20 protein-coding genes are annotated in these 22,832 nt (G+C 36.8%); 16 read left to right on the top strand and 4 right to left on the bottom strand.

Annotated features, from left to right (window positions below; genetic code table 11):
* Nucleotides 1–21 precede the first annotated feature (21 nt).
* The 3 genes from BW964_RS09605 to BW964_RS09595 are packed head-to-tail and all read right to left on the bottom strand — an operon-like array spanning nt 22 to nt 3,021.
* Nucleotides 22–1,791, bottom strand: a complete 1,770-nt coding sequence (locus BW964_RS09605; protein WP_076506809.1) for an MFS transporter — start codon at nt 1,789–1,791, stop codon at nt 22–24.
* Between the two features lie 39 nt (nt 1,792–1,830).
* Nucleotides 1,831–2,559 (bottom strand): lysophospholipid acyltransferase family protein, encoded by a 729-nt coding sequence (locus tag BW964_RS09600; RefSeq protein WP_084175770.1) that lies wholly within the window; start codon nt 2,557–2,559, stop codon nt 1,831–1,833.
* A gap of 3 nt (nt 2,560–2,562) precedes the next feature.
* Nucleotides 2,563–3,021, bottom strand: coding sequence for a GtrA family protein (locus tag BW964_RS09595; protein WP_076506807.1), 459 nt, complete (start codon nt 3,019–3,021; stop codon nt 2,563–2,565).
* 515 nt (nt 3,022–3,536) lie between these two features.
* Here BW964_RS09595 and BW964_RS09590 point away from each other — a divergent pair.
* From BW964_RS09590 to BW964_RS09580, 3 genes are all read left to right on the top strand, one after another.
* The gene (locus tag BW964_RS09590) at nt 3,537–3,800 is read left to right on the top strand and encodes a hypothetical protein (protein ID WP_073335575.1); all 264 of its coding nucleotides are present in this window, start codon (nt 3,537–3,539) and stop codon (nt 3,798–3,800) included.
* Between the two features lie 75 nt (nt 3,801–3,875).
* The gene (locus BW964_RS09585; protein WP_076506806.1) at nt 3,876–4,727 is read left to right on the top strand and encodes an ATPase; all 852 of its coding nucleotides are present in this window, start codon (nt 3,876–3,878) and stop codon (nt 4,725–4,727) included.
* A 16-nt stretch (nt 4,728–4,743) separates the two neighbouring features.
* A complete protein-coding gene (locus BW964_RS09580; RefSeq protein WP_076506804.1) occupies nt 4,744–7,032 on the top strand; it encodes an NADP-dependent malic enzyme in 2,289 nt (762 codons plus the stop codon).
* Between the two features lie 118 nt (nt 7,033–7,150).
* On the opposite strand, the gene BW964_RS09575 is transcribed toward BW964_RS09580, so the two are convergent.
* A complete protein-coding gene (locus tag BW964_RS09575) occupies nt 7,151–7,510 on the bottom strand; it encodes a helix-turn-helix domain-containing protein (RefSeq protein WP_076506802.1) in 360 nt (119 codons plus the stop codon).
* Between the two features lie 147 nt (nt 7,511–7,657).
* Between BW964_RS09575 and BW964_RS09570 the strand changes: the two genes are divergently transcribed.
* From BW964_RS09570 to BW964_RS09510, 13 genes are all read left to right on the top strand, one after another.
* Nucleotides 7,658–7,873: a hypothetical protein gene (locus BW964_RS09570; protein WP_073335579.1), complete on the top strand. Its 216-nt coding sequence runs from the start codon at nt 7,658–7,660 to the stop codon at nt 7,871–7,873.
* A gap of 151 nt (nt 7,874–8,024) precedes the next feature.
* Nucleotides 8,025–8,990, top strand: a complete 966-nt coding sequence (gene gwsG / locus BW964_RS09565; protein ID WP_076506801.1) for a grasp-with-spasm system ATP-grasp peptide maturase — start codon at nt 8,025–8,027, stop codon at nt 8,988–8,990.
* Entirely contained in the window at nt 8,987–9,187 is a 201-nt protein-coding gene (locus tag BW964_RS09560) for a hypothetical protein (protein ID WP_076506799.1), read from the top strand. Before gwsG ends, BW964_RS09560 begins: the two co-directional genes overlap by 4 nt.
* Nucleotides 9,162–10,160 carry a hypothetical protein gene (locus tag BW964_RS09555; protein WP_076506798.1) on the top strand — a complete coding sequence of 333 codons (999 nt, stop codon included), beginning with the start codon at nt 9,162–9,164 and terminating at the stop codon, nt 10,158–10,160. Before BW964_RS09560 ends, BW964_RS09555 begins: the two co-directional genes overlap by 26 nt.
* A gap of 6 nt (nt 10,161–10,166) precedes the next feature.
* Nucleotides 10,167–10,766, top strand: a complete 600-nt coding sequence (locus BW964_RS09550) for a hypothetical protein (RefSeq protein WP_123912031.1) — start codon at nt 10,167–10,169, stop codon at nt 10,764–10,766.
* Nucleotides 10,767–10,835: 69 nt separating this feature from the next.
* Nucleotides 10,836–11,639, top strand: coding sequence for a vitamin K epoxide reductase family protein (locus BW964_RS09545; RefSeq protein WP_165789221.1), 804 nt, complete (start codon nt 10,836–10,838; stop codon nt 11,637–11,639).
* A 1-nt stretch (nt 11,640) separates the two neighbouring features.
* Nucleotides 11,641–12,300 (top strand): DsbA family protein, encoded by a 660-nt coding sequence (locus BW964_RS09540; protein WP_076506793.1) that lies wholly within the window; start codon nt 11,641–11,643, stop codon nt 12,298–12,300.
* A gap of 9 nt (nt 12,301–12,309) precedes the next feature.
* Entirely contained in the window at nt 12,310–13,116 is an 807-nt protein-coding gene (locus tag BW964_RS09535) for a GLPGLI family protein (protein ID WP_076506791.1), read from the top strand.
* 79 nt (nt 13,117–13,195) lie between these two features.
* Nucleotides 13,196–13,780 carry a Holliday junction branch migration protein RuvA gene (gene ruvA, locus BW964_RS09530; protein WP_076506790.1) on the top strand — a complete coding sequence of 195 codons (585 nt, stop codon included), beginning with the start codon at nt 13,196–13,198 and terminating at the stop codon, nt 13,778–13,780.
* Between the two features lie 57 nt (nt 13,781–13,837).
* Nucleotides 13,838–20,806: a T9SS outer membrane translocon Sov/SprA gene (gene sov / locus BW964_RS09525; protein WP_076506788.1), complete on the top strand. Its 6,969-nt coding sequence runs from the start codon at nt 13,838–13,840 to the stop codon at nt 20,804–20,806.
* 131 nt (nt 20,807–20,937) lie between these two features.
* A complete protein-coding gene (locus tag BW964_RS22715; protein WP_228432161.1) occupies nt 20,938–21,762 on the top strand; it encodes a cell wall anchor protein in 825 nt (274 codons plus the stop codon).
* A gap of 134 nt (nt 21,763–21,896) precedes the next feature.
* On the top strand, nt 21,897–22,274 hold the full coding sequence (gcvH, locus tag BW964_RS09515; RefSeq protein WP_076506786.1) for a glycine cleavage system protein GcvH: 378 nt from the start codon (nt 21,897–21,899) through the stop codon (nt 22,272–22,274).
* 25 nt (nt 22,275–22,299) lie between these two features.
* Nucleotides 22,300–22,626 carry a VanZ family protein gene (locus tag BW964_RS09510; RefSeq protein ID WP_076507866.1) on the top strand — a complete coding sequence of 109 codons (327 nt, stop codon included), beginning with the start codon at nt 22,300–22,302 and terminating at the stop codon, nt 22,624–22,626.
* The last annotated feature ends 206 nt before the right edge of the window (nt 22,627–22,832 follow it).

Genomic DNA, 22,832 nt, shown 5'->3' with positions numbered 1-22,832 from the left:
TTATATTGTATTTTTGTTGTATTAGTGACCTCCATCAGATTCTAAAATATCAACATTGATTCCTTGCTTAGACAAAGCTTTTTTGGTTATGTATGCGAATAATGCAATATACGCAAAACAAAGCACAGGGATAAAATAAGAATTGTGGATTCCTATAATATCAGACAATTTACCCTGTAATGGTGGAATAATACCTCCCCCTAAAATCATCATCACAAGGAAAGCTGATCCCTGAGCAGTATATTTTCCCAGACCGGTAATAGCCAAAGTAAAAATGGACGGCCACATGATGCTACATGCCAAACCTCCGGAAAGGAATGCATAAATAGCAATATTTCCAGTGGTAAGAAGTCCTACGATCATGGCTGTTACTCCGAACAAACCGAAAATAGTTAACGTTGCAGCCGGTTTGTTTTTACTGATCAGGAATAAAATAACCTGAATCGCAATACAGATTGCATAGAAATAAAGGTGTGACATGTCTTTCTGAGCAACCGTATTGATTCCGATAATCACTAGGAATGCCACAAAAGGAACAACAATGGTAGCAATGGTTTGCTGGTGCTTGTTCAGATTAAATACAGCAATCGCACCGGTCCATCGTCCGATCATTAAACTTCCCCAGTACATCGAAATATAAGGAGCCAGGTCTGAAGACTGATGTCCTCCGAATGCAGGGGTGCTTAAAAGCTCTCCGAGGTTACTTCCTATCGCAACTTCCACTCCTACATAGCAGAGAATCGCTATCATTCCCAAAACAAGCTGTGGATACTTCATAGCACCCCAGCCTTCCGGATTCTTTTTCGAACGGGTGTTGGCAAAAAGAAGACAAACGATAACAGAAAGCAATGCACCGCCAAGGTAAATCATTCTCTCCTTTTCAAGAGGATGTTTGATGGTTTCAAGTTCTGTTTTTTTATGATCGATCTGCGCTTTGAATTCAGCCGTTTTTGTAGCATCGGTCTCTTTTTTCAAAGTAGAGTCCAGTACTGAAATCTCACTGCTTAATACTTCAATTTTCTTAGCTTCTTCAGAATTGTAGCTGCTGAATACCGGAATGAAAAATAAGATAACCAATATAGTCATGGCAATCAAGGTTTTTCTTGCTTTTCCAGCCTTTTCCATCGGCTCATTAGAAATTCCGTCAGGAAGTTTTTTAGAGAAATAGAACACTCCGGCGGCAATTAAAAATAAAGCTCCCACAGCGGTATACAGTAATATTACTTTATCCAGTGCCAGATGTTTGATCTGATCATCATCTACGGTAGCCGTAGTTCCAAAAAGAGCAAGTCCTACAATGATGGGCCCGATTGATGTTCCAAAAGAATTAATTCCTCCGGCTAAATTTTGCCTGCTGGCACCTGTCTTGGGATCACCCAAAAGTACAGCAAATGGATTGGCAGCCGTCTGCTGAATTGAAAAACCTAAGGCTACAACGAAGAGTCCTATGAGCATTCCGTAGTACACATTGGCTTTAACGGCCAGAATCATGATGGCGGCTCCTACCGCTGATAGAAGCAGCCCGTAGACAATACTCCTTTTGTATCCCCATTTGCCTATGATATCAATCCCTTTAATCGTACTGGATATGAACAGCAATAACGCTCCAAGAAAATAGGCAGTGTAAAATGCAAAGTCTATTAATTGGGACTGAAATTGGTCAAGGGAAAAATAGTTTTTACAAAAGGGGATGAAAATACTATTGCCGGCTGCAATAAAACCCCAGAAAAAAAATACAAGCACCAGGGTATATAGTGCAGGGTAATTAGTCGGTTGATTTGTTTTAGACATGTTTGTTAAAAATTTCGCAAACAAATATAACTATTTCTTTTATATAGAGTGTTCCAGCAGCGTTTTTTTTATCTCCTGATAAGCTTGTGTTTTTAAATCTTTCGGAGAGTCTGATGGTTGCATGATTCCGTTGAAATAGACTTTGACACGTCCCGGATAGCCTTTCGAGCTGTCGAAAGGGAAAATTTCCTTCAGGCCGACAAATGTATAAACTGCGATAGGAGATTGATGTTTGGAAGATAAAGTAAATGCTCCGTCTTTAAATTCATCAAGAATAATAGTTGTATCATCCGGTACCCCTCCTTCTGGGAATAGAGCAATACTGTTTCCTTCTTCCATTTTTTCAGCGCATCTTCTGTACACATCTGCACGGCTTCTGGCGCTGCTTCGGTCCACCATCACACATATCCTTTTATATATGGTGCCGAAAATCGGGATTTTTACCAGTTCTTTTTTACCGACAAAACAAATGGGATGATCAGGCATCAGGATGCAGGTAAGCATGATATCCATAATGGAGGTGTGGTTTGAAATGAAAACATACGGCTTGTTTTTGTCTTTTTTCTGGTCAGAAAGGTGGATGAGATCATATCTTAAACCCATCCCGTAAAACATCCCGAAACACCAGATGCGGATAAACCGGTAAGCGTATTTGTAATGCTTTTTATTGAAGGATAAAATATAAACAGGGATTCCCAATGTCACTGTTAAGACAAATGCCAATAGCAGCAGCCAGAATCTCCAGAGATAATTTAAAATTTTTGTCACTGCTTAACCGTTAAAAATTACTTTCTTTTTCACTGAATAATTAAGAATGGAAACCAATAGAATGGCCGCAATCTTACTAATCATTTCCGGGCTTAAGGTATAAAAAATTAAATTGATATTGTCCTTAAATATAAAGCTGTAAAAAATCTGGAAAAAGCCTAAACTGAATAAAGTTGAAACAAAAGAAACCCCCATGAAGTACGCAAATTCTTTGCTCTTGGAGTGCTTTCCTCTTTCAAAAACAAACCAGATGCTTAAAAAGTAATTGGTGATAATCCCGCAGCTGGTGGAGAAGATATTACTTAAAGGATAATGGATGCCATGAAAATTGGTTTCTCTGGCAAAAAAATGCGGAATATAGGTGCTGAATAATTTGAAGCTTCCAATTTCTACAACAGCACTGAGCCCTCCGGCTATAATGAAGAACAAAACCTGTTTCTGGCGTATTAGTAATTCTCTCATTCAATAAATATGAAGATGCAAATTTATAATTATATGTTAATAATGTAAGAATAAAAGATTATTTTAAAAGAGAAATTGACTTTATTTTGTTGATTGGCAGTTAAATAGGTAGCTTTTTTAACTGCTCTATACGATGAATTTGTTATAAATACCAGTAAATATGGTCTGATGAGCCATTGGGTATCATGAATCATAATGCATAAAAATTACTTTATGATTATTTTAAAAATACGTAGAACACGATGACAATCGTTGCAGTATAAAGGAATTCATAACAGTAGGTGATTTTTTGCCCAATTGTATTGTGGTAAACATATGTTAAACAATGAAAAAAGTTGTTAAATTTTTTTTTTGAATCAAAATAATTTCTAAATTTAGTCTTCAGAATGATGTAATTATAACCTGATAATAAATTCATTTTCAACTTCTTGTGTTGATGGTTTTTTCTATCTTGTAATGCGCACTATACCGCATACTACCTTAATTTTCACGACCCAATTTATAACAATATTTGTATGAAAAGTCAAAACAAATACAGAAAATTCCAGCTTCAGCAAAAAAATATTGAGGCTCTTGAGAGAGAAAATTCCCGCTTCAAAAGAGTGTATTCAGAATATGAAAATATGGCAGACGAATTGTGGAACCTTGAAAATTCTACAGACCAGCCTGTACCCGATGATTTTATTAACGCAATCATGCTTCAGAGTTCTTATCTTGAAGATGAAATTGAAGACTGGTTAATAAAGTTCAATAATCAAAAAGCTGATATAAAACATTAGAAGCTTCCAGTCTGTTTTTAAACGCTATTTAAAGATAAATTCATAATTTAGCATCCTTAAACTAAAATGTAAAATATGGTTGCTATTGTTGATAGTGGTTCTACCAAATCAGATTGGGTGATCCTGGATGATTTCAAAAAAGTGTTTTTAAAAACAGAAACTATCGGCTTTAATCCTAACTTTATCAACAGGGAACTTATCGTTCCTGAAATAGAAAAAAACAGCAGTCTTATATTGGTCAAAAACTCCATCACGAAGATTTTCTTTTATGGTTCAGGATGTGGTGTGAAAAAAAACTGCGAAACCATTGAAGAGGAGCTGAAAAAGATTTTCACAAAAGCTGACATCGTTGTAAAAGAAGATCTTATGGCTGCGGCATATGCCGCTTACAGTGGAAAACCTGCTATAGTGTGTATTTTAGGAACAGGTTCCAATTCATGCTATTTCGATGGTGAAAAGCTTAAAATAAAACTTCCTTCCCTTGGTTTTCTTATCGGAGACGAAGGAAGCGGAAGCGCTATTGGAAAACAGCTTGTACGCAGATACTTTATGCAAAAGCTGCCTGCAGACCTTCTTGCTGAATTTGAGCAGAATTATACCCTGACTGTAGAAGACGCATTGCAAAATATGTATCACAGTCCGAGACCCAATGCCTATCTGGCTGATTTCAATAAATTTGTGATCGAAAGAAAGGATCATCCTTATTTTAAAGAGATGGTATATAAAGAAATGAAAGATTTCTTTGAGTACCAGGTGATTCCCTACGAAGAATCAAAAGAGGCCGAGATCAATTTCATCGGTTCTATCGCTTATTACTATGAGGATATTCTACGCTCAGTGGCGGAAGAATTCAATTTAAATGTTGGACATGTTGTCCAGAAACCCATCGAAAGTTTAGTAGACTACCATATTAAGTATATACTTTAATAAAAACCAAAATTCTATGTCAAGTAAAACCCACCGCGACGAAAAGAACTTTAATCAGGCCGCGTTAGATTATCATAAAGCCGAACCTAAAGGAAAGATCGAAGTTATTCCTTCGAAGCCTCACTCTTCTCAAAGAGATTTATCATTGGCATACTCACCAGGGGTAGCAGTTCCTTGTATGGAAATCCACGATAAGCCGGAAACTGTTTACGACTACACAGGGAAAGGAAACCTTGTCGCTGTAATTTCCAATGGAACCGCAGTGCTTGGACTTGGTGATATCGGAGCAGAAGCTTCAAAACCGGTAATGGAAGGGAAAGGTCTTTTATTTAAGATCTTTGCAGATATCAATGTCTTTGATATCGAAATTGATGAAAAAGATCCGGATAAATTTATTCAGATTGTCAAAGGGATTGCTCCTACATTCGGAGGAATCAACCTTGAAGATATTAAAGCGCCTGAAGCATTCTATATCGAGCAAAAATTAAAAGAAGAGCTTGATATTCCTTTAATGCATGATGATCAGCACGGAACCGCTATTATTTCGGCTGCTGCCCTGATCAACTCTCTTCAGATCGCTAATAAAAAGATCGAAGAAGTAAAAATGGTGGTGAATGGAGCCGGAGCAGCTGCCATTGCATGTACCAACTTATATATTTCTTTAGGCCTGAAAAGAGAAAATGTATTGATGTGCGACAGTAAAGGAGTTATCAATCATAAAAGAGAAAACCTGACGCCTGAGAAAATAGATTTTATTGCCAATACCGATCTTGAAACACTAGAAGATGCCGTAAAAGGTTCGGATGTTTTCATTGGTCTGTCAAAAGGAAACGTAATGACACCGGAAATGCTTTCCAGCATGAAGGAGAATCCTATCGTTTTTGCTTTGGCTAACCCGGATCCTGAGATCGCTTATGACGTGGCTCTTGCAACTCGTAAAGATGTGATCATGGCGACAGGAAGAAGTGACTATCCTAACCAGGTGAATAATGTATTGGGATTCCCTTACATTTTCCGTGGAGCTTTAGATGTTCAGGCGAAAGGAATCAATGAAGAAATGAAACTGGCTGCGGTACACGCTATCGCTGATCTTGCAAAAGAACCGGTACCGGAAGCTGTAATCTTGGCGTATAATGTTCAGAATTTACAGTTCGGAAGAGAATATTTCATTCCGAAACCATTTGATAACAGACTGATCACCAAAGTATCCAGTGCTGTAGCAAAAGCTGCTATCGAAAGCGGGATTGCCAGAAAAACCATTGAAGACTTCGAAGAATATGAAAACCAGCTGCTGGACAGAATGGGAAGAGACGAGAAGCTGGTAAGAATGATGCAGAGCCGTGCCAAATCGAATCCGAAGAGAATCACTTTAGGAAATGCTGAAGAATACAACGTATTGAAAGCTGCACAGATTCTTTACGAAGAAGGAATTGCATTCCCAAGTCTTTTAGGAGATAAAAAATACATCAAAGAACAGATGGAGCGTTTCGGGATCAATCTGGATATCCCGATTATCGATCCAAGTGATGACGATCAGAAAGAAAACAGAAAAAGATACAGAGAAACACTTTGGAAACTTCGTCAGAGAAAAGGCATGAACGAGTACAAAGCGAAAAGATATGTACGTCAGAGAGACTATTTCGGTCCGTTAATGCTGAGACACGGAGATACAGACGGCCTTATTGTTGGCTTCTCTAAAAATTATACCTCAGTGCTTCGTCCTGTTCTAGAAGTGATCGAAAAAGATAAAGGAGTAGATAAGGTCGCAGCGATGATGATGATCCTTTCAGAGAAGAAACCTATTTTCTTTGCAGATACATCCATCAATCAGAATCCTACAGCAGAAGATCTTGTGAATATTGCTAAAATGGCAGAAATTACAGTGAAATCTTTCGCCATAGAACCTAGAATTGCCATGCTTGGTTTCGAAAACTTTGCAGCAATCTCTGAGACCTCTAAAAAAGTAGCCAAAGCGGTAAGCATCCTTCACGAGAAATATCCTAAAATGGTTGTTGATGGTGAAATTCAGCCGGATTTTGCAATGAATGCAGACCATTTGAGTGATTATCCATTCTCAAAATTAGGAACAACGCCTGCCAATACCTTTGTTTTCCCGAATCTTGAAAGTGCCAATCTTTCTTACAAGATCATCAGAGGAATGAAAGTAGCACAGGTGATAGGCCCCATCTTAATGGGTCTGAAACAGCCGGTACACGTTTTACAAATGCGTTCAAGTGTGGATGAGATTGTAAACCTGGCCACTGTAGCCGTACTTGATGCCCAAAGAAGAGAAAACAAAAAATAATAAGAATCTTCTGCATTAAAAGAAGATTTAAAAAATATAAGAGCCGTTTCACAACTTGTGAAACGGCTCTTATATTTTCAGATTTATATTTTTAAATCAGTTCAGGACTATCATCAGTTTATTTCAGTGTCTTTAATTTAATATTCTCTTTTAAAAGCTCCATATTTTCTTTTTCTAATTTCTCAATATATTTTTGCTGAGTTTCCAGAATAAAATCGGGAACATTTAAATAAGTAATGTGGGAACCTGATAATTGATCTTGGGACTGTAAGGCAGATTTTTCTTGATGGTCTTTAATATCCTCCAAGGGTACATTCAGTGCTTTTGCAAGTTTTTCCCATTCATCATCGTAAATTTTAACTTTTCCACGTTCTTTGCGGGAGTAATTTGAAGCATCTGTACCTAATATCTGCCCTAATTGCAACTGGGAGAAACCCATCTGTATCCTTAGCTTTTTTAAGTTTTCCTGAATTTTCATGTTATGATGTTTTTTACAAATTTGCATATTTGGTAAATTATCTGCAAGGAAAATGCAGGAAAAATGCATATTATTTCTTCGTTGGGTGATTTTTAACTTGTATATTGAGCATGTCAATAGTGGCAAATCAAACTAAAAATTTAACCTATGAAAAAATTAGAAAACCTTAAAGGAAAAAAATTAGGGAACATGAAAGACGTTATTGCTGGAGCCAGAACGTTAGGCTCAGTGGGAATAGCGGGAGGAACTAATGTGTCTTTAGCCGGTCCATGTGGAGGAACGGGTACTGCAAGTGATCCTCATGTATTAGAAACTGTAACCATTTATTCTAGTGGAGGAGGGAAAAATGACGGATGCGATTAGTATCCCTTTTCTGTAACATCTAAAGAGGCCGTCTCAAAAGGTAAATTCTACTCTGAAAATTTCCTGAATGACAAATAATTGTTAACCAAGAAGCCGGAAGAGGAGTACTTTTGATACAGTCTCTTCCTCTATTTATGTAACTTTAGAAAATATGATTTTAATTTTATCAACTCCAAATGATGATGATACCAATCTGGTGATGGAACATTTGGCTATTCTTGGAGAAAAATTTATCAGAATAAACGATCTGGATTTATTTAATGGAAACACCAGAATGCATTACGAGCAGTCTTCCAAACCCAGGCTGTTTGTTGAGAATATACATTTCGGAAAGATAGATTTATCGGATATTAAATGTGTGTGGTACAGGAAATTCGGATTCTTTGATAAATTTAAACAAAAATTAGCAGGAGAAACGAATGTGGAAATGCTGGAATATTTAAAAGCAGAATATACTGCTGCATTGGATATTTTTTTTGAATTTTTAAAGGAAAAGAAATGGCTTAATCATTATTTAAGTGTTAAAAGATTAAATAAAATAGGGGCTTTAGTCGCTTCACAGAAAATAGGATTGAAGACCCCGGAAACCTATATAACAAACAGTAACAGTTTGTTGGATTTTGAAAAACCATATATTACCAAATCTATAAAAGACGGTACAATTATCAATGCTAGTGATAAAACATTTTTCTTTATGACAAAGGAAGTTAAGGCTAAGACAATGGACCGTTATGAAAATTTTTTTCCCAGTTTATTTCAAGAGAAAATCGATAAGGAATATGAGCTCAGGGTTTTCCATTTAAACGGGAAAAACTATCCTATGGCCATTTTCTCTCAGAGGGATTCCCAAACCGGTGTGGATTACAGACATTACAATTACAGTAAACCGAACAGAATGATTTCTTATGCTCTTCCTGAAGAAGTAGATAAAAAGATAGGCAGGCTGATGAAAAATCTGGGATTGGATACGGGTTCGCTGGATATTATAAAAGGGATGGATGGAGAGTACTATTTTCTGGAAATAAATCCTTCGGGACAGTTTAGGATGACCTCGTTGCCATGCAATTATAATCTTCACTATGAGGTAGCACGCAGCTTAAAAAAAATGAACACATGAAAAAAACATTACTGAAAGAACTGGGATATGAGAAGAAAAAAGAACTGCTTCCTGTTATTTTCTCCCATACAACCCCCATGGATGTAAAAAAAATAAAAAGGGATCGCCCGTTCAGAATAATTGATACTTTCATGCACCAGTCGGAAATCTATTGTCTAAGAATATATAAAGATGGAATCAACATATCTACAGAATAACAAAGGTAAATATATCCATGTATTTTCATGTTGTATACCGGTTAAAGGACATGAACGAGGGGCCATCTATGATCTTCAGAGAGAAGAAATTGAACTGGTGCCCAATACAATGATCGATTTTTTGAACCATATTAAAAATAAAAAATTAAACCTGATCCTTGAAGAATTCAGATCCGATGCAATGGCTAAAAAGTATCTTGATTTCTTACAAAAAAATGAATTTATTTTTTATTCGGATACGCTTTTCTTTCCTGAGTTGGCTGATAAAAGTATCAATGAAGACACGGCCATCCTACAGTTTATGACTATCACATTGTCGGATTTCATGATTGATAATCTGGATACGATTGTAAAAAATATCACTGAGCTGGGGGTGAAAAGGCTGCATATTCATATCGATAACCGAAACTGTATGGGGACAATAAATGATATTTTGCTCTTATTGGAATATTCAAGAGTGACGAATATATCATTTTCAGTTCCCTATCAGAAAATTGACAGGAAATTATATAACAACAACAGGCTGAAATTTTTATATCTTTTCAACTCTCCTAAAGAAAAAATAGAAACGAATAACGAAGTGTTGAGTATCTTTATAAAGATTAACGATGCGAAGATGTTTTTGCCCAAATTTAATGTCAATACTTTAGATATTAATACGACAGCCTATAACATTGCAAAAAACTACAACCTCTCCATCTATAAAACTGTATTTGTAGATGACCAGGGAAAAATTAAATTTAATATATCGGATGAAATAAGCTATGGTAAGATCACGGATTCATTTGAAAGAATAAAAGACAATGCAGTCCCGGAATTATCAAAGCTTTGGAATATCAAAAAAGATGATATAGCCCCATGTAATATTTGTGAGTTCAGATTCTGCTGTACAGCGGTTTATGTACCTTTCAAAACGGATAATGGCTATGCCGTAAGCTGTAATTATAATCCATACAAAGCTGAATTTAACTAAAAAAATATGAATAAAAAACTGAGAATACTGTGTACACTGCTCTTTTTAAGCCTTACAATGCAGAGTTGTAAGAATTACTATTATTTACAGCATACACCCGCAGTCAGTGATGAAGAGGGTAATAATATTCATACTCTAAAGTTTGCCAAAGAAAATATACAGTTTGTGACTTTCGCCGATTATCAGATCAATACGGTCAACAAAAAATACATTTTCTTTAAGACCAAAGATATAGATGACATATTGAAAAGAAATATTAAAAAAACTTCCAGCGGACAATTTTTATTTATGTATACGAATATGAGTATTTATAATAATCTGCTGGGATTCTATTATGAAAACGTAACATTGGAAGAGATCATCAAAGACTACGGCAAAATAGTAGATGCCAATATGGAGAATGGTGTTTTGTATACCTATAATTCAGGGAAATTTAATGTAGTTGATATTTACAGAAAATATAATGGCGGAGTAGTGAGATTTATTAATGTGAACAATCCGGAGGTGGAAGATCCCCAAAATAAAAAATTTCACCTTGAAGTCAGGAACCTGTTTTTTGATCTCAACAAAAAATTATGGGATAAAAATGCAGCTGACTTCCAATAATTAAGAAAAAATTATATGGTTGAAAGCATAGCGAATATCTTACAATACCTAGAAAAAAAAAATATATACTTGGACAGAAGCGAGTTTTCGTTTCAGATTCATTCCCATCCGGCATTTCCAAGCTTACTTTCAATAGTGAGTGCTTTGAATGTAAATAAAATCTCCAATTTTGCCATTGAAATAGATGATTCCGAAATAGATGAGCTTCCGGATGATTTCATGACTTTTATAGCCCTTTCAGAAGATCAGCAGGAACTTGCCTATGTTGAAAAGACCAATGGAGGTTTTTTAGTTAATGAAAAACATACAATGCCGGAAAACGAATTACTTTCCAGATGGAATCATGTAGTTGTTTTGATAGATGAAACTCAGTGGAATTCCAAAAGGAAGAAAGATAAGAGATATCCCCTGTTTTTTGCAGCGGTTTTTTTTCTGACGTTTCTGGTTTATATCTATTCTCAAACAAAATTGTATTCTTTTCTATATTTGTTCTTATCACTAGGTGGTTTGTCTCTGTCTGTTCTCTCATTAAGAAAAATATTCGGCATAGAAAACCCTGGATTGAGCAGGGTGTGCTCCGGAAATTTTACAGACTGTTCATTTTCCGGTGATGCATCAAAAGCGGGCTTTGTTTCTTATTTTGGGGACTATAGTCTTGTATTCTTTTTTACTAACATTATAGGATTTTTGTTCTTATTGCCTTATCAGGATGAAGCCATTTTTTTTGCCATCCAGAAAATATTACTGATATTTATTATCCCGGTGATAGGATACTCTCTTTTTTTCCAGTTATTCAGAATGAAAAAAATTTGTCCTTTATGCCTTGGGATTATCATTATATTACTTTTACAAACCTATATTTTACTGATGTGATATGAATTTGAAAACCTTTATCCCTTTCGTTTTATATGGTATTTTTTTTCTGGTTATTCTTATCGTGTGGTTCAGGATCAGAAAATATTTAAAGCAGAATGAAGAAATCAGGAGCCAGCTTATCAGAAAAAACAGGATTGCCAGAAATTATGATGTTTTTATGAATACATTAGGTAAACAGGAACAGAAAGAATTACCGGAATCTATGATTACTTTGGGTAATGGTGACGGTACTTTAGAATTGACCCTATTTACAAGTCTTTATTGTGAAATGTGTAAAGATATATGTACTATTGTCGACCGGATAATCTTCGCTTACGAAGATGAAATAAAAATAAATATTTTTTTTAAAAAACAATCTTCAGTAGAGAAAAACAGCTTTTTGTATATACTTCACAGTATTTTCCTGTCTCAGGGAACTCAGGAGTTCTTAAAGGCTTTACAATTTTGGTTTGAAAACAGCAACCTCGAATCGTGGAAAATGGCATCAGATTACAATCATGAGAAAAGCAAAGAAGCCTTAAGCGCCTCGAACGATTGGTATGTGCAGAACGGAATTATTGCAACGCCATCTGTTTTTATCAACGGCTATATTTACCCTGATCAATTTGAAAAAGAAGATTTGTTTTATCATATAGAAGGAATTATTGAAAATAAATAACGAATACATATGCGTAGTAAAATAGTAATGCTCAGCCTGCTTTTCTTTGCCATTCAAAACCTTTATTCCCAGACTATGAGAATAGATTATGTTATGGTGTATAAAGAAGATTCCTTAAATGCAGAACCTATCTCTAAAAAAATGGTACTTCTTATCCATGACGGAAAATCGAAATTCTTTTCTGAAAAACAATATCAGGTAGATTCAATCAGGGATTCCGGATTTAGAGGCTTTGTAGTAGGAGATACCAATTTTTTTCACGTGATTAAAGAAAAACAGAATCTTATATCGAAATATTACTTTCAGCTCAATGATGTTTACAAACTTACAGAACCCATCACCCTGAATTGGAAAATCGGGAAAGAAACTGCTACACTATATGGCTATTCCTGCCAGAAAGCTACTCTCAATTATAAAGGCAGAAAGTGGGAAGCCTGGTTTACACAGGAGATACCTGTTCAGGAAGGTCCTTATATTTTCAAAGGATTGCCAGGGTTAATTGTACATATGAAAGACTCCACAGGGTCGTATGAATTTTCATTTTCGGCACTTAAAAAGAATTTTTATAAAAGAGAATTCGAAAATACCAATCCTAAACCCCTTGAAGTTTCAGCGGCTAACCTGAAAAAGATATTTCTGGATTATTATAATGATCCGTTCAGGGAAATAAAGTCAAGAGATGTAAAAGTGAAATTTAAGGATGAGAAAGGAAATGATATTGAGCCGGATTTCAGGGAAATGACCAAAAAGATGCAATCTACACTTAAAAAGTACAATAATCCCATAGAATTATCAGATGCAATTAAATATCCTTAACTACTTACAGCCATTTGCAGATGAAATGAAAATATTAATTAGTTTAAATTGCTATATTTGGGAGTTTTAAAAATTAATAATGATATTTTCCTTACAAGGCAGCGTTCAAGAACTTACGCCCACTTACGCAGTAATCAATGTACAAGGAGTTGGTTACTATGTAGGTATTAGTTTGATGACCTCCCAGGCCCTGGCCCTGAATAAGCCTGCATTCTTATATATTCAGCAGATCATCCGGGAAGATGCCCATCTTCTCTTTGGATTTAACACTCGTTCAGAAAAAGAAATGTTTAATCTGTTAATAAGTGTTAACGGAGTAGGAGCCGTTTCTGCCCTTATTCTTCTTTCCACTTTAAGCCTTGAAGAGATCGCTACAGCCATCCTTTCCAAGAACAGTGCCCTCATTCAAAAAGCTAAAGGAATAGGGGCCAAAACCGCAGAAAGAATCATAGTAGATTTGAAGGATAAAGTCCAGAAATTCGGCATTGAAGCGGAAAATATTTCTGCATTCGTGGATAATAAAGTCAAGGAAGAATCGTTATCTGCATTAGAAGTTTTAGGAATTCCAAAACGGATGAGCGAGAAGATTGCAGACAGAATGATGAAACAAGATCCGGGAATCACTGTGGAAGAATTGGTAAAACAAATTTTAAAAAACATTTAACATTTGGTGGCGAATAATAAGCATCTTAACATATTTTTGTTCCTGTCGTTCCTCTGTATGTCAGTAAGTGCCTTTGCACAACAGGTACGGGATACTGCGATCATAAAGAAAGATTATCAACTGGCTGACCCCACAAGGTACGAAGCCTTTTACGACATAAAAACCGGAATGTATTACGTCTATCCAAAAATAGGGAATACATACACCGGTCCTCCTACAGCAATGTCTCCGGAAGAGTATAAAGAATTTATGCTCGCTACCCAGACCAAAGCTTACTACAAAGAAAAATCCGATAAATACAGCCTTCTTTTCAGAAGAGACAGAACCGATGCCCGAAAGCAGGGACTTATTCCGTCTTTAATGATCAACAATAAGTTGTTTGAAACTATTTTCGGAAGCAATAAAATTGAAATCATTCCATCCGGATATGCCTCTTTAGACTTTGCCGGACTCTACCAAAAAATTGATAACCCCCTGATCCTGCCACAAAACAGGACCAGTTTTACTTTTGATATCGATCAGAGAATACAGCTGGGATTATTAGGTAAAGTAGGAGAAAATCTACAGTTAAAAGCCAATTACGATACCCAGAGTGGTTTCGCATTTGAGAATAGAATGAATCTCGTATGGCAAGCGAAAGGGAACTGGAAGGATCTTCAGTCCAAAGGTCTTGGAGAGGTGGATAAACCTAGCGCAGGAGGAGAAGATAAAATTATAAAAAGAGTAGAATTCGGTAACGTAAATATGCCGCTTTCTACCAGTCTTATCCGTGGTTCTCAGTCATTATTCGGGGTGAAAACAGAATTCCAGCTCGGGAAAACCTACGGAACAGTAGTCCTTTCTCAGCAACAAGGGGAGGCCCGTAATATCGTAGTACAGGGTGGAGGAGTCATGAACAACTTTAAGGTCAACGCAATTGACTATGAAGACAATCAGCACTTCTTTCTGGGACACTATTTCCTGGACCGTTATGATAATGCATTAGCCAATTACCCACAGATCAATTCCACCGTGAACATTACCAGATTGGAAGTTTGGGTACTCGATCAGGGAAACAGTAATCTGGCATATCAGAAAAGTATTATCGGGATCAGAGACTTGGGAGAAGGAGCTTCCGGATTGCCGGACAACTCTCAGAATGGATTGTACCCATCTATTAATGCAGCCATAGGAACAAGGGAAGCAGGGAAAAACTATGCAACAACCTTTCAGGGGCAAAGTTTCCCGGGGAGTTTGCAGCCATATGATAACGGAGAACAGTTTATTTTTAACACAAAAGCAAGAAGACTGAATGCCAATGAGTACACATTACAGCCGCAGTTAGGATACATTTCATTAAATCAAAAACTAAACGAAAATCAGCTTTTAGCCGTTTCATACTCTTATACAGATGGTTCCAATAAGGTGTATAAAGTAGGAGAATTCTCCGAAGAAAGCCCGGTATTGGTAACTAAAGTTCTTAGAGTAAACAACAAAGTGAATACAGAGTCTCCGATGTGGGACCTGATGATGAAGAACATCTATTCTCTGGATGCAGGGCAGGTAGCCCAGGATGGCTTTATTCTTAACGTCTTCTACAGAGATCCTAAAACAGGGGGTAAAGTAAACTACCTTCCGGGAACCAGTGTTCAGGATAAAAATTTACTTAAATTACTGAACTGGGACCGTCTTAACATGAATGGCGACATTCAGGCTAGTGGAGGCGTACTGGGAGATGGTATTTTTGACTTTGTTAATGGAATCACGATACGGCCGGAAACAGGGAGAATTATTTTCACCAAAGTACAGCCTTTCGGAAGTTTTATGCAGAGTCAGGTCGGGAACGATCCTCAATTTGTTTTTACAGATCTGTACAGACAGCAAAAACAGGTCGCTACTTCCAGTAATCTTGCACAGCGTTATACCATAGAGGGACGCTACAAAGGAACACAGGGACAAGGAATTTCTCTTGGAGCCGTAAATGTTCCGCAGGGATCTGTTAAAGTTTCTGCCAATGGTGTTCAGCTGACAGAAGGAGTAGACTATACCGTAGACTATATGCTGGGTACAGTAACCGTAATTAACGAGAATGTTAAACAGTCCGGACAGGCCATCAATATCTCATTGGAAAACCAGCTTACCTTTAATACCCAGAGAAAAAGATTCTTAGGTCTGAACCTGGAAAGAAGATTCAATGAAAATTTTATATTAGGAGGAACCGTTGTTAACTATTCAGAATCTCCACTTACCCAGAAAGTAAATTATGGGCAGGAAGCTGTTAATAATACAATGGCAGGGATCAATATGATGTACAACAATCAGATTCCTTTCCTGACCAGATTGACCGATAAAATTCCATTTGTCAATACTGAAGCTCCATCCAATCTGAACTTCAAAATGGAAGCAGCTTATTTGCTTCCGGGACTTAATAAAGGAACAAATGATCAGTCTTATGTAGATGACTTCGAACAGACAACTTCTAAAATTTCCTTAAAAGAACCTGCTGCATGGAGCCTTGCTTCAAGACCTGAAAAAAATCTTGCAGCTCCATTTAACGGGGCACCAGCTAATGACGCTTTAACGAGTGGCTACGGGAGAGGACTTTTATCATGGTATAACATTGACCCGAGATTCTGGGGAGTAGGAGGAAGAGCACCTGCGGGAATCACTGCGCAGTCTGTTTCAAACCACGCATCCAGAAGAGTTCAGTATTCCGAGATTTATAACAACAGAGATTTTGTGGCGGGTGAACAGACCTTCACCAATACTTTAGATATATCTTACTATCCGCAGGAAAGAGGTCCTTACAACGTAAACCCAGGGTCCGAAACAGCAGCAGCGCGATGGGCGGGTATTATGAGACCTATCAGCGTTTCCAATTTCGTCAATTCCAATATTGAATATGTTGAATTCTGGATGATGGATCCTTATGCCGATGGAAATACCTTAGGAGACAGAGCAAGACTTCTACTTCAATTAGGTAACGTTTCCGAAGACATCCTGAAAGATGGTAAGATGCAATATGAAAACGGACTTCCTACTCCGGGAGCACCTTCTACTACCACTACCTCTACCTGGGGGGTACAGCCAAAACAGCCACCTATCCTTTATGCTTTCTCAAGTGAAGGGGACGACAGAAAGGCTCAGGATTTAGGATATGACGGTTTAAGCTCTGATCAGGAATCGATGAGATTCGGAAATACATTCGTTAACCCGGTAACCAATTTAGTGGATCCGGCAGTAGATGATTTTGTATTTTTTATGTCTGATAAATTTACAGGTAACCAGGCCGCATCACTTGTTCAGAGATATAAATATTTCAGAAACCCGGAAGGAAACTCTCAGGCCAACTCTTTAGAAGTGGCTTCCCAGACTCCGGACGCAGAAGATATCAACAAAGATTATAATCTTGATCAGACAGAAAGCTATAATGAATATGTCATTAAACTTGATAAGCCGAGTCTTGCATTAGGACAAAATAATGTTGTAGATGTAAAAACGGTAAAAGCTACTTTCCAGAACGGACAGACTTCAGATGTGAAGTGGTACCTGTTCAGAATCCCCGTTTCCAAATATGCAGAAACTGAAGCGGAAGGAGAGAGAAGTGCCTCTGTACTTAATAATGTAAGATTTGCGAGATTAATGCTTGCCGGTTTTGAAAATACTTCCACGATAAGATTCGGGACAATGGATCTTGTAAGATCAGACTGGAGAAGATATCCAAATAAAATTGCCAGTCCATCAGTGAATTCACAAGAGGAAGGTGTAGGATTAGCGCAAAACAATAACTTCGAAGTAGGAAGTGTAAACATTGAAGAGAATGCCTTGAATCAACCTCCGTATGTACTTCCTCCGGGAATTGACAGACAGGTATTAAGTGGAAATGCTGGAGCACAGAGACAGAATGAAGCTTCACTTTACATGAAAGTGGAAAATCTTGCAGGAGAAGCAAGGGGGGTATTTAAAAATACAACATTAGACATGAGAAGATACAAAAAGCTAAAACTTTTTGTACATGACCAGTCTCCAAATACCAGAGATGTAGGTATTGATAAAGAAGCGAAATTCTTTATCCGTTTCGGAAGCGATGCTACAGATAACTATTACGAATATGAATCTGAAATGACGTTGACCCAAAGTAACGCAACATCACCTTTAGAAATCTGGCCTGTTGAAAACAACGTTGATTTCGAGATCCAGAATTTTGTAGATGCCAAAATCAGAAGAGATAAAAGCTCATCGAATATTGTTGATCGAATAATGGATAATGTTTTTGGGGATAACTCCAAAAGAATTTATATCAAAGGACGTCCAAGTTTAGGAAATATCACGACGATTATGATCGGGGTAAGAAATACAAACCGAACCGAACCAGTAACCAGAATTCTTTGGGTAAATGAGATTCGTTTGTCAGAAATTGAAAATGATGGAGGTTATGCAGGTAACGCAAGTTTGAACTTTAACCTTGGGGATTTTGCAACAGTAAATACAAGTGCTTCCTATACCTCTGTAGGTTTCGGAAATATAGATTCAAAACCTTCAGAAAGAAACCAGTCTACTCAGTCTGCATTCAGTATTAATACCGCAGTAAACGTAGATAAATTCCTTCCTGAAAAAAGTGGAATGAAAATCCCTTTGAACTATTCCTATTCACAAACGATTGAGGATCCAAAATACAATCCTCTTGACACCGATGTGGAATTCAGTAAAGCCGCCAATAAAGAACAACTGAAGAAAGTAGCGAGAACTTATACGCAGCAAAGAAGTATTGGGGTGGTCAATATGCACAAGGAAAGGGTAAATCCAAATAAAAAACCTAAGTTCTACGATATTGAAAACGTTTCTGTAACTGCTGTCTATAATGATGATTATTTCAGAGATATTTATACTTCAAGAAACTACAGACAGTATCTGAGAGGATATGTTGATTACAACTATACCTTCAAGCCATGGGTAATTAAGCCGTTTAACAAAATGATCAGTGATACGGCAAAATCTACAAAATATCTGAAATGGGTAAAAGAATTTAATTTCAATCCGATTCCTACAAGACTATCTTTCAGAACTGAAGTAGACAGAAATTATAACGAGCTTGAATTCAGAAATGTGGAAGCAATCTTAAGTGGAAATACAGGAGATAGTTTTGCAGCGATCAAAAACAGAAACTTCTTCTTCGGATGGCAGTACGGTTTAGGATTCAACTTTACAAAATCATTAAAACTTGAAATTAATTCTGCAACAAGAACCCTTAACGATAACGTAGATGTTAATGGGATGAATGATAAATCCATTTTTGGAAATGTATTCAGAGCAGGGAGACCGGTATTGTACAATCATAGAGTACAGCTGAATTACAAACTGCCGTTCCAGTACCTTCCTTATTTGGATTTCATCGATGCAGAAGTAGGATATGGTTTTACGTACAATTGGAATGCAAGATCTACTGCGCTCCTTTCAAGTCCGGAAGGAAGTCTGGGGTCTGTCGGGCAGAATACGAATGTTATTCAGGCTACAGCTACAGCAGATATTCCAAAGTTCTTCGGACAGTTTAAGTATTTTAAAAATATCTCCGCAAAATTGCAGAAACGTAAGCAGGAAATAGATTCATTAAACAATGTATATACGCAGCAGTGGGAAAAGAGGAGATATAAATTTAAGAGCTATAAATTTAAAAATAAACTGACCATACTTCAAAGTGCAGCTTTCGTATTGACATCATTCAAGCAGTTAGATATTAACTATACTGAAAATAATGGAACAGTACTTCCAGGTTTACTTTCAGCTCCGAATATGTATGGTTATGGTCAGACTCTTGGAGGTCCTACGCTTGGATTCCTTTTTGGATCTCAGGCTGATATCAGAAGAACGGTGTTAGAAAATGGGTGGGTAAGTGATTCACCTTACATGACCGATCCTTATGTGAAAATGTCCACCAGGGAATTAAGGGCCAATTTACAGATCGTTCCAATGAATGATTTTAGAATTGATCTTAGTGCATTGCATAATTACAATAGAAACTTCTCACAGTCTGGATTTAATAACCGTAATAATCTTGGAACAGCCAATCACGATTATGCATTCGCGAATGATCAGGTGACTTATTCCAACTCTGTTGTGCTTCTTAAAACATCATTCAAAGAAACCCAGGCAGTTTACCAGGCGATCAGGGAAAATGCAATGGTCCTTTCGCAGCAGCTGGGAATGGGAGAAATCTTGACAACTGATGGTTTTGCAGAACATTATAGTATTGCCAACGCTTATGTATTGATCCCGGCATTTAGAGCAGCCGTTGAAGGAAAATCCGTTAAGAAGATTGGAAATGCGAAAAAAGCCGGAATTCCAATTCCAAACTGGAAGATTACCTACTCTGGTTTAAGAAATGTTCCGATTATTAATGGTCAATTCTCGAAATTTGATTTGCTGCACGGATATACGGCTACGTATACTGCGACAGGAATTCAGTCAAGTATTGATTATTTTAACAGGATTTCGGGAGGAAACGCATTTGATGTGAATAACGACTATATCAATCCATTTACATTCTCACAGGTAGGTTACGTTGAATCATTCTCACCACTTATCGGGATAGATGTTACCATGAGAAACAATATGCAGTTCGGACTCCAGTATAACAGAAATAGAATGATGTTGTTAGGATTAGTCAACCATACCCTTACAGAAGATTCCAATTCGGAGTATGTTGTGAGGCTTGGGTATATCGTGAAAAATTTCAGATTAGGAATGGCCAATACAAGAGGTTCCAGAGGAAAAGGAAGCGATCTTAACATCAGGGGAGATATCTCACTGAGAGATAGCAAAACCTCTATTATGAATATCCTGTTAAATGACTCCCAGATTACAGGAGGTCAGAAACTCATGAATATAAAGATTTCCGCAGATTACAACGTCTCTGAAAATCTGAACCTGAGAGTATTCTACGAGCAGATGACTTCCAAGTATAAAATATCGACTGCATTCCCGCTCTCTACTATTAGAGCTGGTCTGTCCGCAACATTTACATTTGGAGACTCAGGTGGCGGTTTCTAAGAAAAAAATTAACACATAATTACTAAAATAAAAATCCCTTTCTATGCAAGAAGGGGATTTTAGTTTTATTTCACAAAGTAAAGAGGTTTTCAATTCTATATAGTACTTTTGCAAAATAGAATTTTTAAAATATGAAAAAAACACTATTGATTTCTGGATTGATATTTTCAAGTATAACCTATGCCCAGCAGGCTGCAAGTTTAAGTGTTGCGGATACAAGAGATGTCAATTCTCTTCCCTCTACCTATAGCCAGATAGCAAAAGTAGAATTTAAATTAAGAGATGTAGTACAGGCACCAGGAGTAGGGAGCTTTTCATCGATGCTTACTCTAGCACCTTGGGTTAATAGTTCTGGTAATAAAATACATCAACTTAACTTTAATGATGGAGGTGTCTTCTATAGAAATGCCTCTCAAGCGGATAGCCAATGGGGTAGTTGGAATCAGCTATTAATGGCAGATATGAATCTAGATGTCAAATTTGGTGACTTTATTAGTGGAGGAATTAATTCATGGATTTTCCACACGCCGGATGATACCAGAAAGTCTTTACATATTGCCCCAAGAAATACAGCTAATAACGGTTGGGATTGGGGAAAATCATTTGTAATTAATGGAGAGAATGGAAACGCTTTGTTAAATGGTAAATTTGAAGCAAAAGAAGTAAAGGTAACTCTTACTCCTACAGCTGATTTTGTATTTGATGAAAACTATAACTTGCCAAAACTGGAAGAGGTAGAAAAACATATAAAGGATAAAAAGCACCTTCCTGAAATTGCATCGGCAGCACAGATGCAAAAAGAAGGGGTTAATATTGGAGAGTTCCAGATTAAGCTTCTTCAGAAGATTGAAGAACTTACATTATATACCATTGAACAAAATAAGCAGCTTAAAAAGCTTCAGGTAAATAATGAAAAGCTCATGAATGAAATAGAAGAGTTGAAATCAAAAAAATAAAAAATTATTCTAATATATTCAGTCGCTGCTTTTGTAGCGATTTTTTATTTTCACTCTAAAATTTAGTCAAGATATTCATTACCTCTTTGAACCTTTTATTATTTTGAATACATTTGTATAAAATAAAAATTAAAATGAATACACCATCAGAATTAAAGTACACGAAAGATCACGAATGGATCAAGATTGAAGGTAATGTGGCTACAATCGGTATTACAGACTTTGCACAGGGAGAACTTGGTGATATAGTATACGTAGATGTAGATACCGTAGATGATGATATTGAAGGGGGAGCTGTTTTCGGAAGTGTAGAAGCGGTGAAGACTGTTTCAGATTTATTCTTGCCTATTTCAGGAAAAGTGATTGAATTTAATTCACAATTGGAAGATCAGCCTGAGCTGTTGAATACAGATCCTTATGGAAACGGGTGGATCATTAAGTTAGAACTTGCTGATGGTGCAGATCATTCAGAACTGCTTACAGCAGAAGAATACCAGGCAATCATTGGATAAGATTCCAAAAATATTTAGTAAGATTTTGCCCATCTATTGGGCATTTCTTACTTATATGCTCCTCAAGCCGGGTGAAGAGAATCAGGAGTATTGGTTTATGTTCGACGGTATTGACAAAGTTTTACATCTGAGCATATTTGCAATGTTGGGTTTCTGCTTCATTGCCACTTTTCCCAAGATCAAATTTTCTTATTTCTTTCAGATCATTCTTATATATGCCTTTCTTACAGAGATTCTTCAGGAAGAGATGGGATTAGGCAGATCCATGGAATCTTTGGATATCGTTGCCGATGCTATAGGATGCTTAATCGGATACTATATATATAAGGTATTAATTAAGCGCTTTTTCTAGGTAAGAATCCTCATTATTCTACAAGCCTTCATTGTGGATAAGTCTACTTTTTGATTAATAGATTATAAATCAAAATCTTACAGAGTTACTTATCCCCAATGTAAACCCTGTGTAAATTTTATGTTAAATAAGTTTGTTTTGCTATGTGATAAGTTGTTATCTTTGCCCCACTGAAAAACGCGAGTTATCCAGTAGCACAGAAGAGC

The sequence above is a fragment of the Chryseobacterium shigense genome (assembly GCF_900156575.1).
Classification (GTDB): Bacteria; Bacteroidota; Bacteroidia; order Flavobacteriales; family Weeksellaceae; genus Chryseobacterium; species Chryseobacterium shigense.
This window is presented reverse-complemented; position numbering and strand designations above follow the sequence as displayed.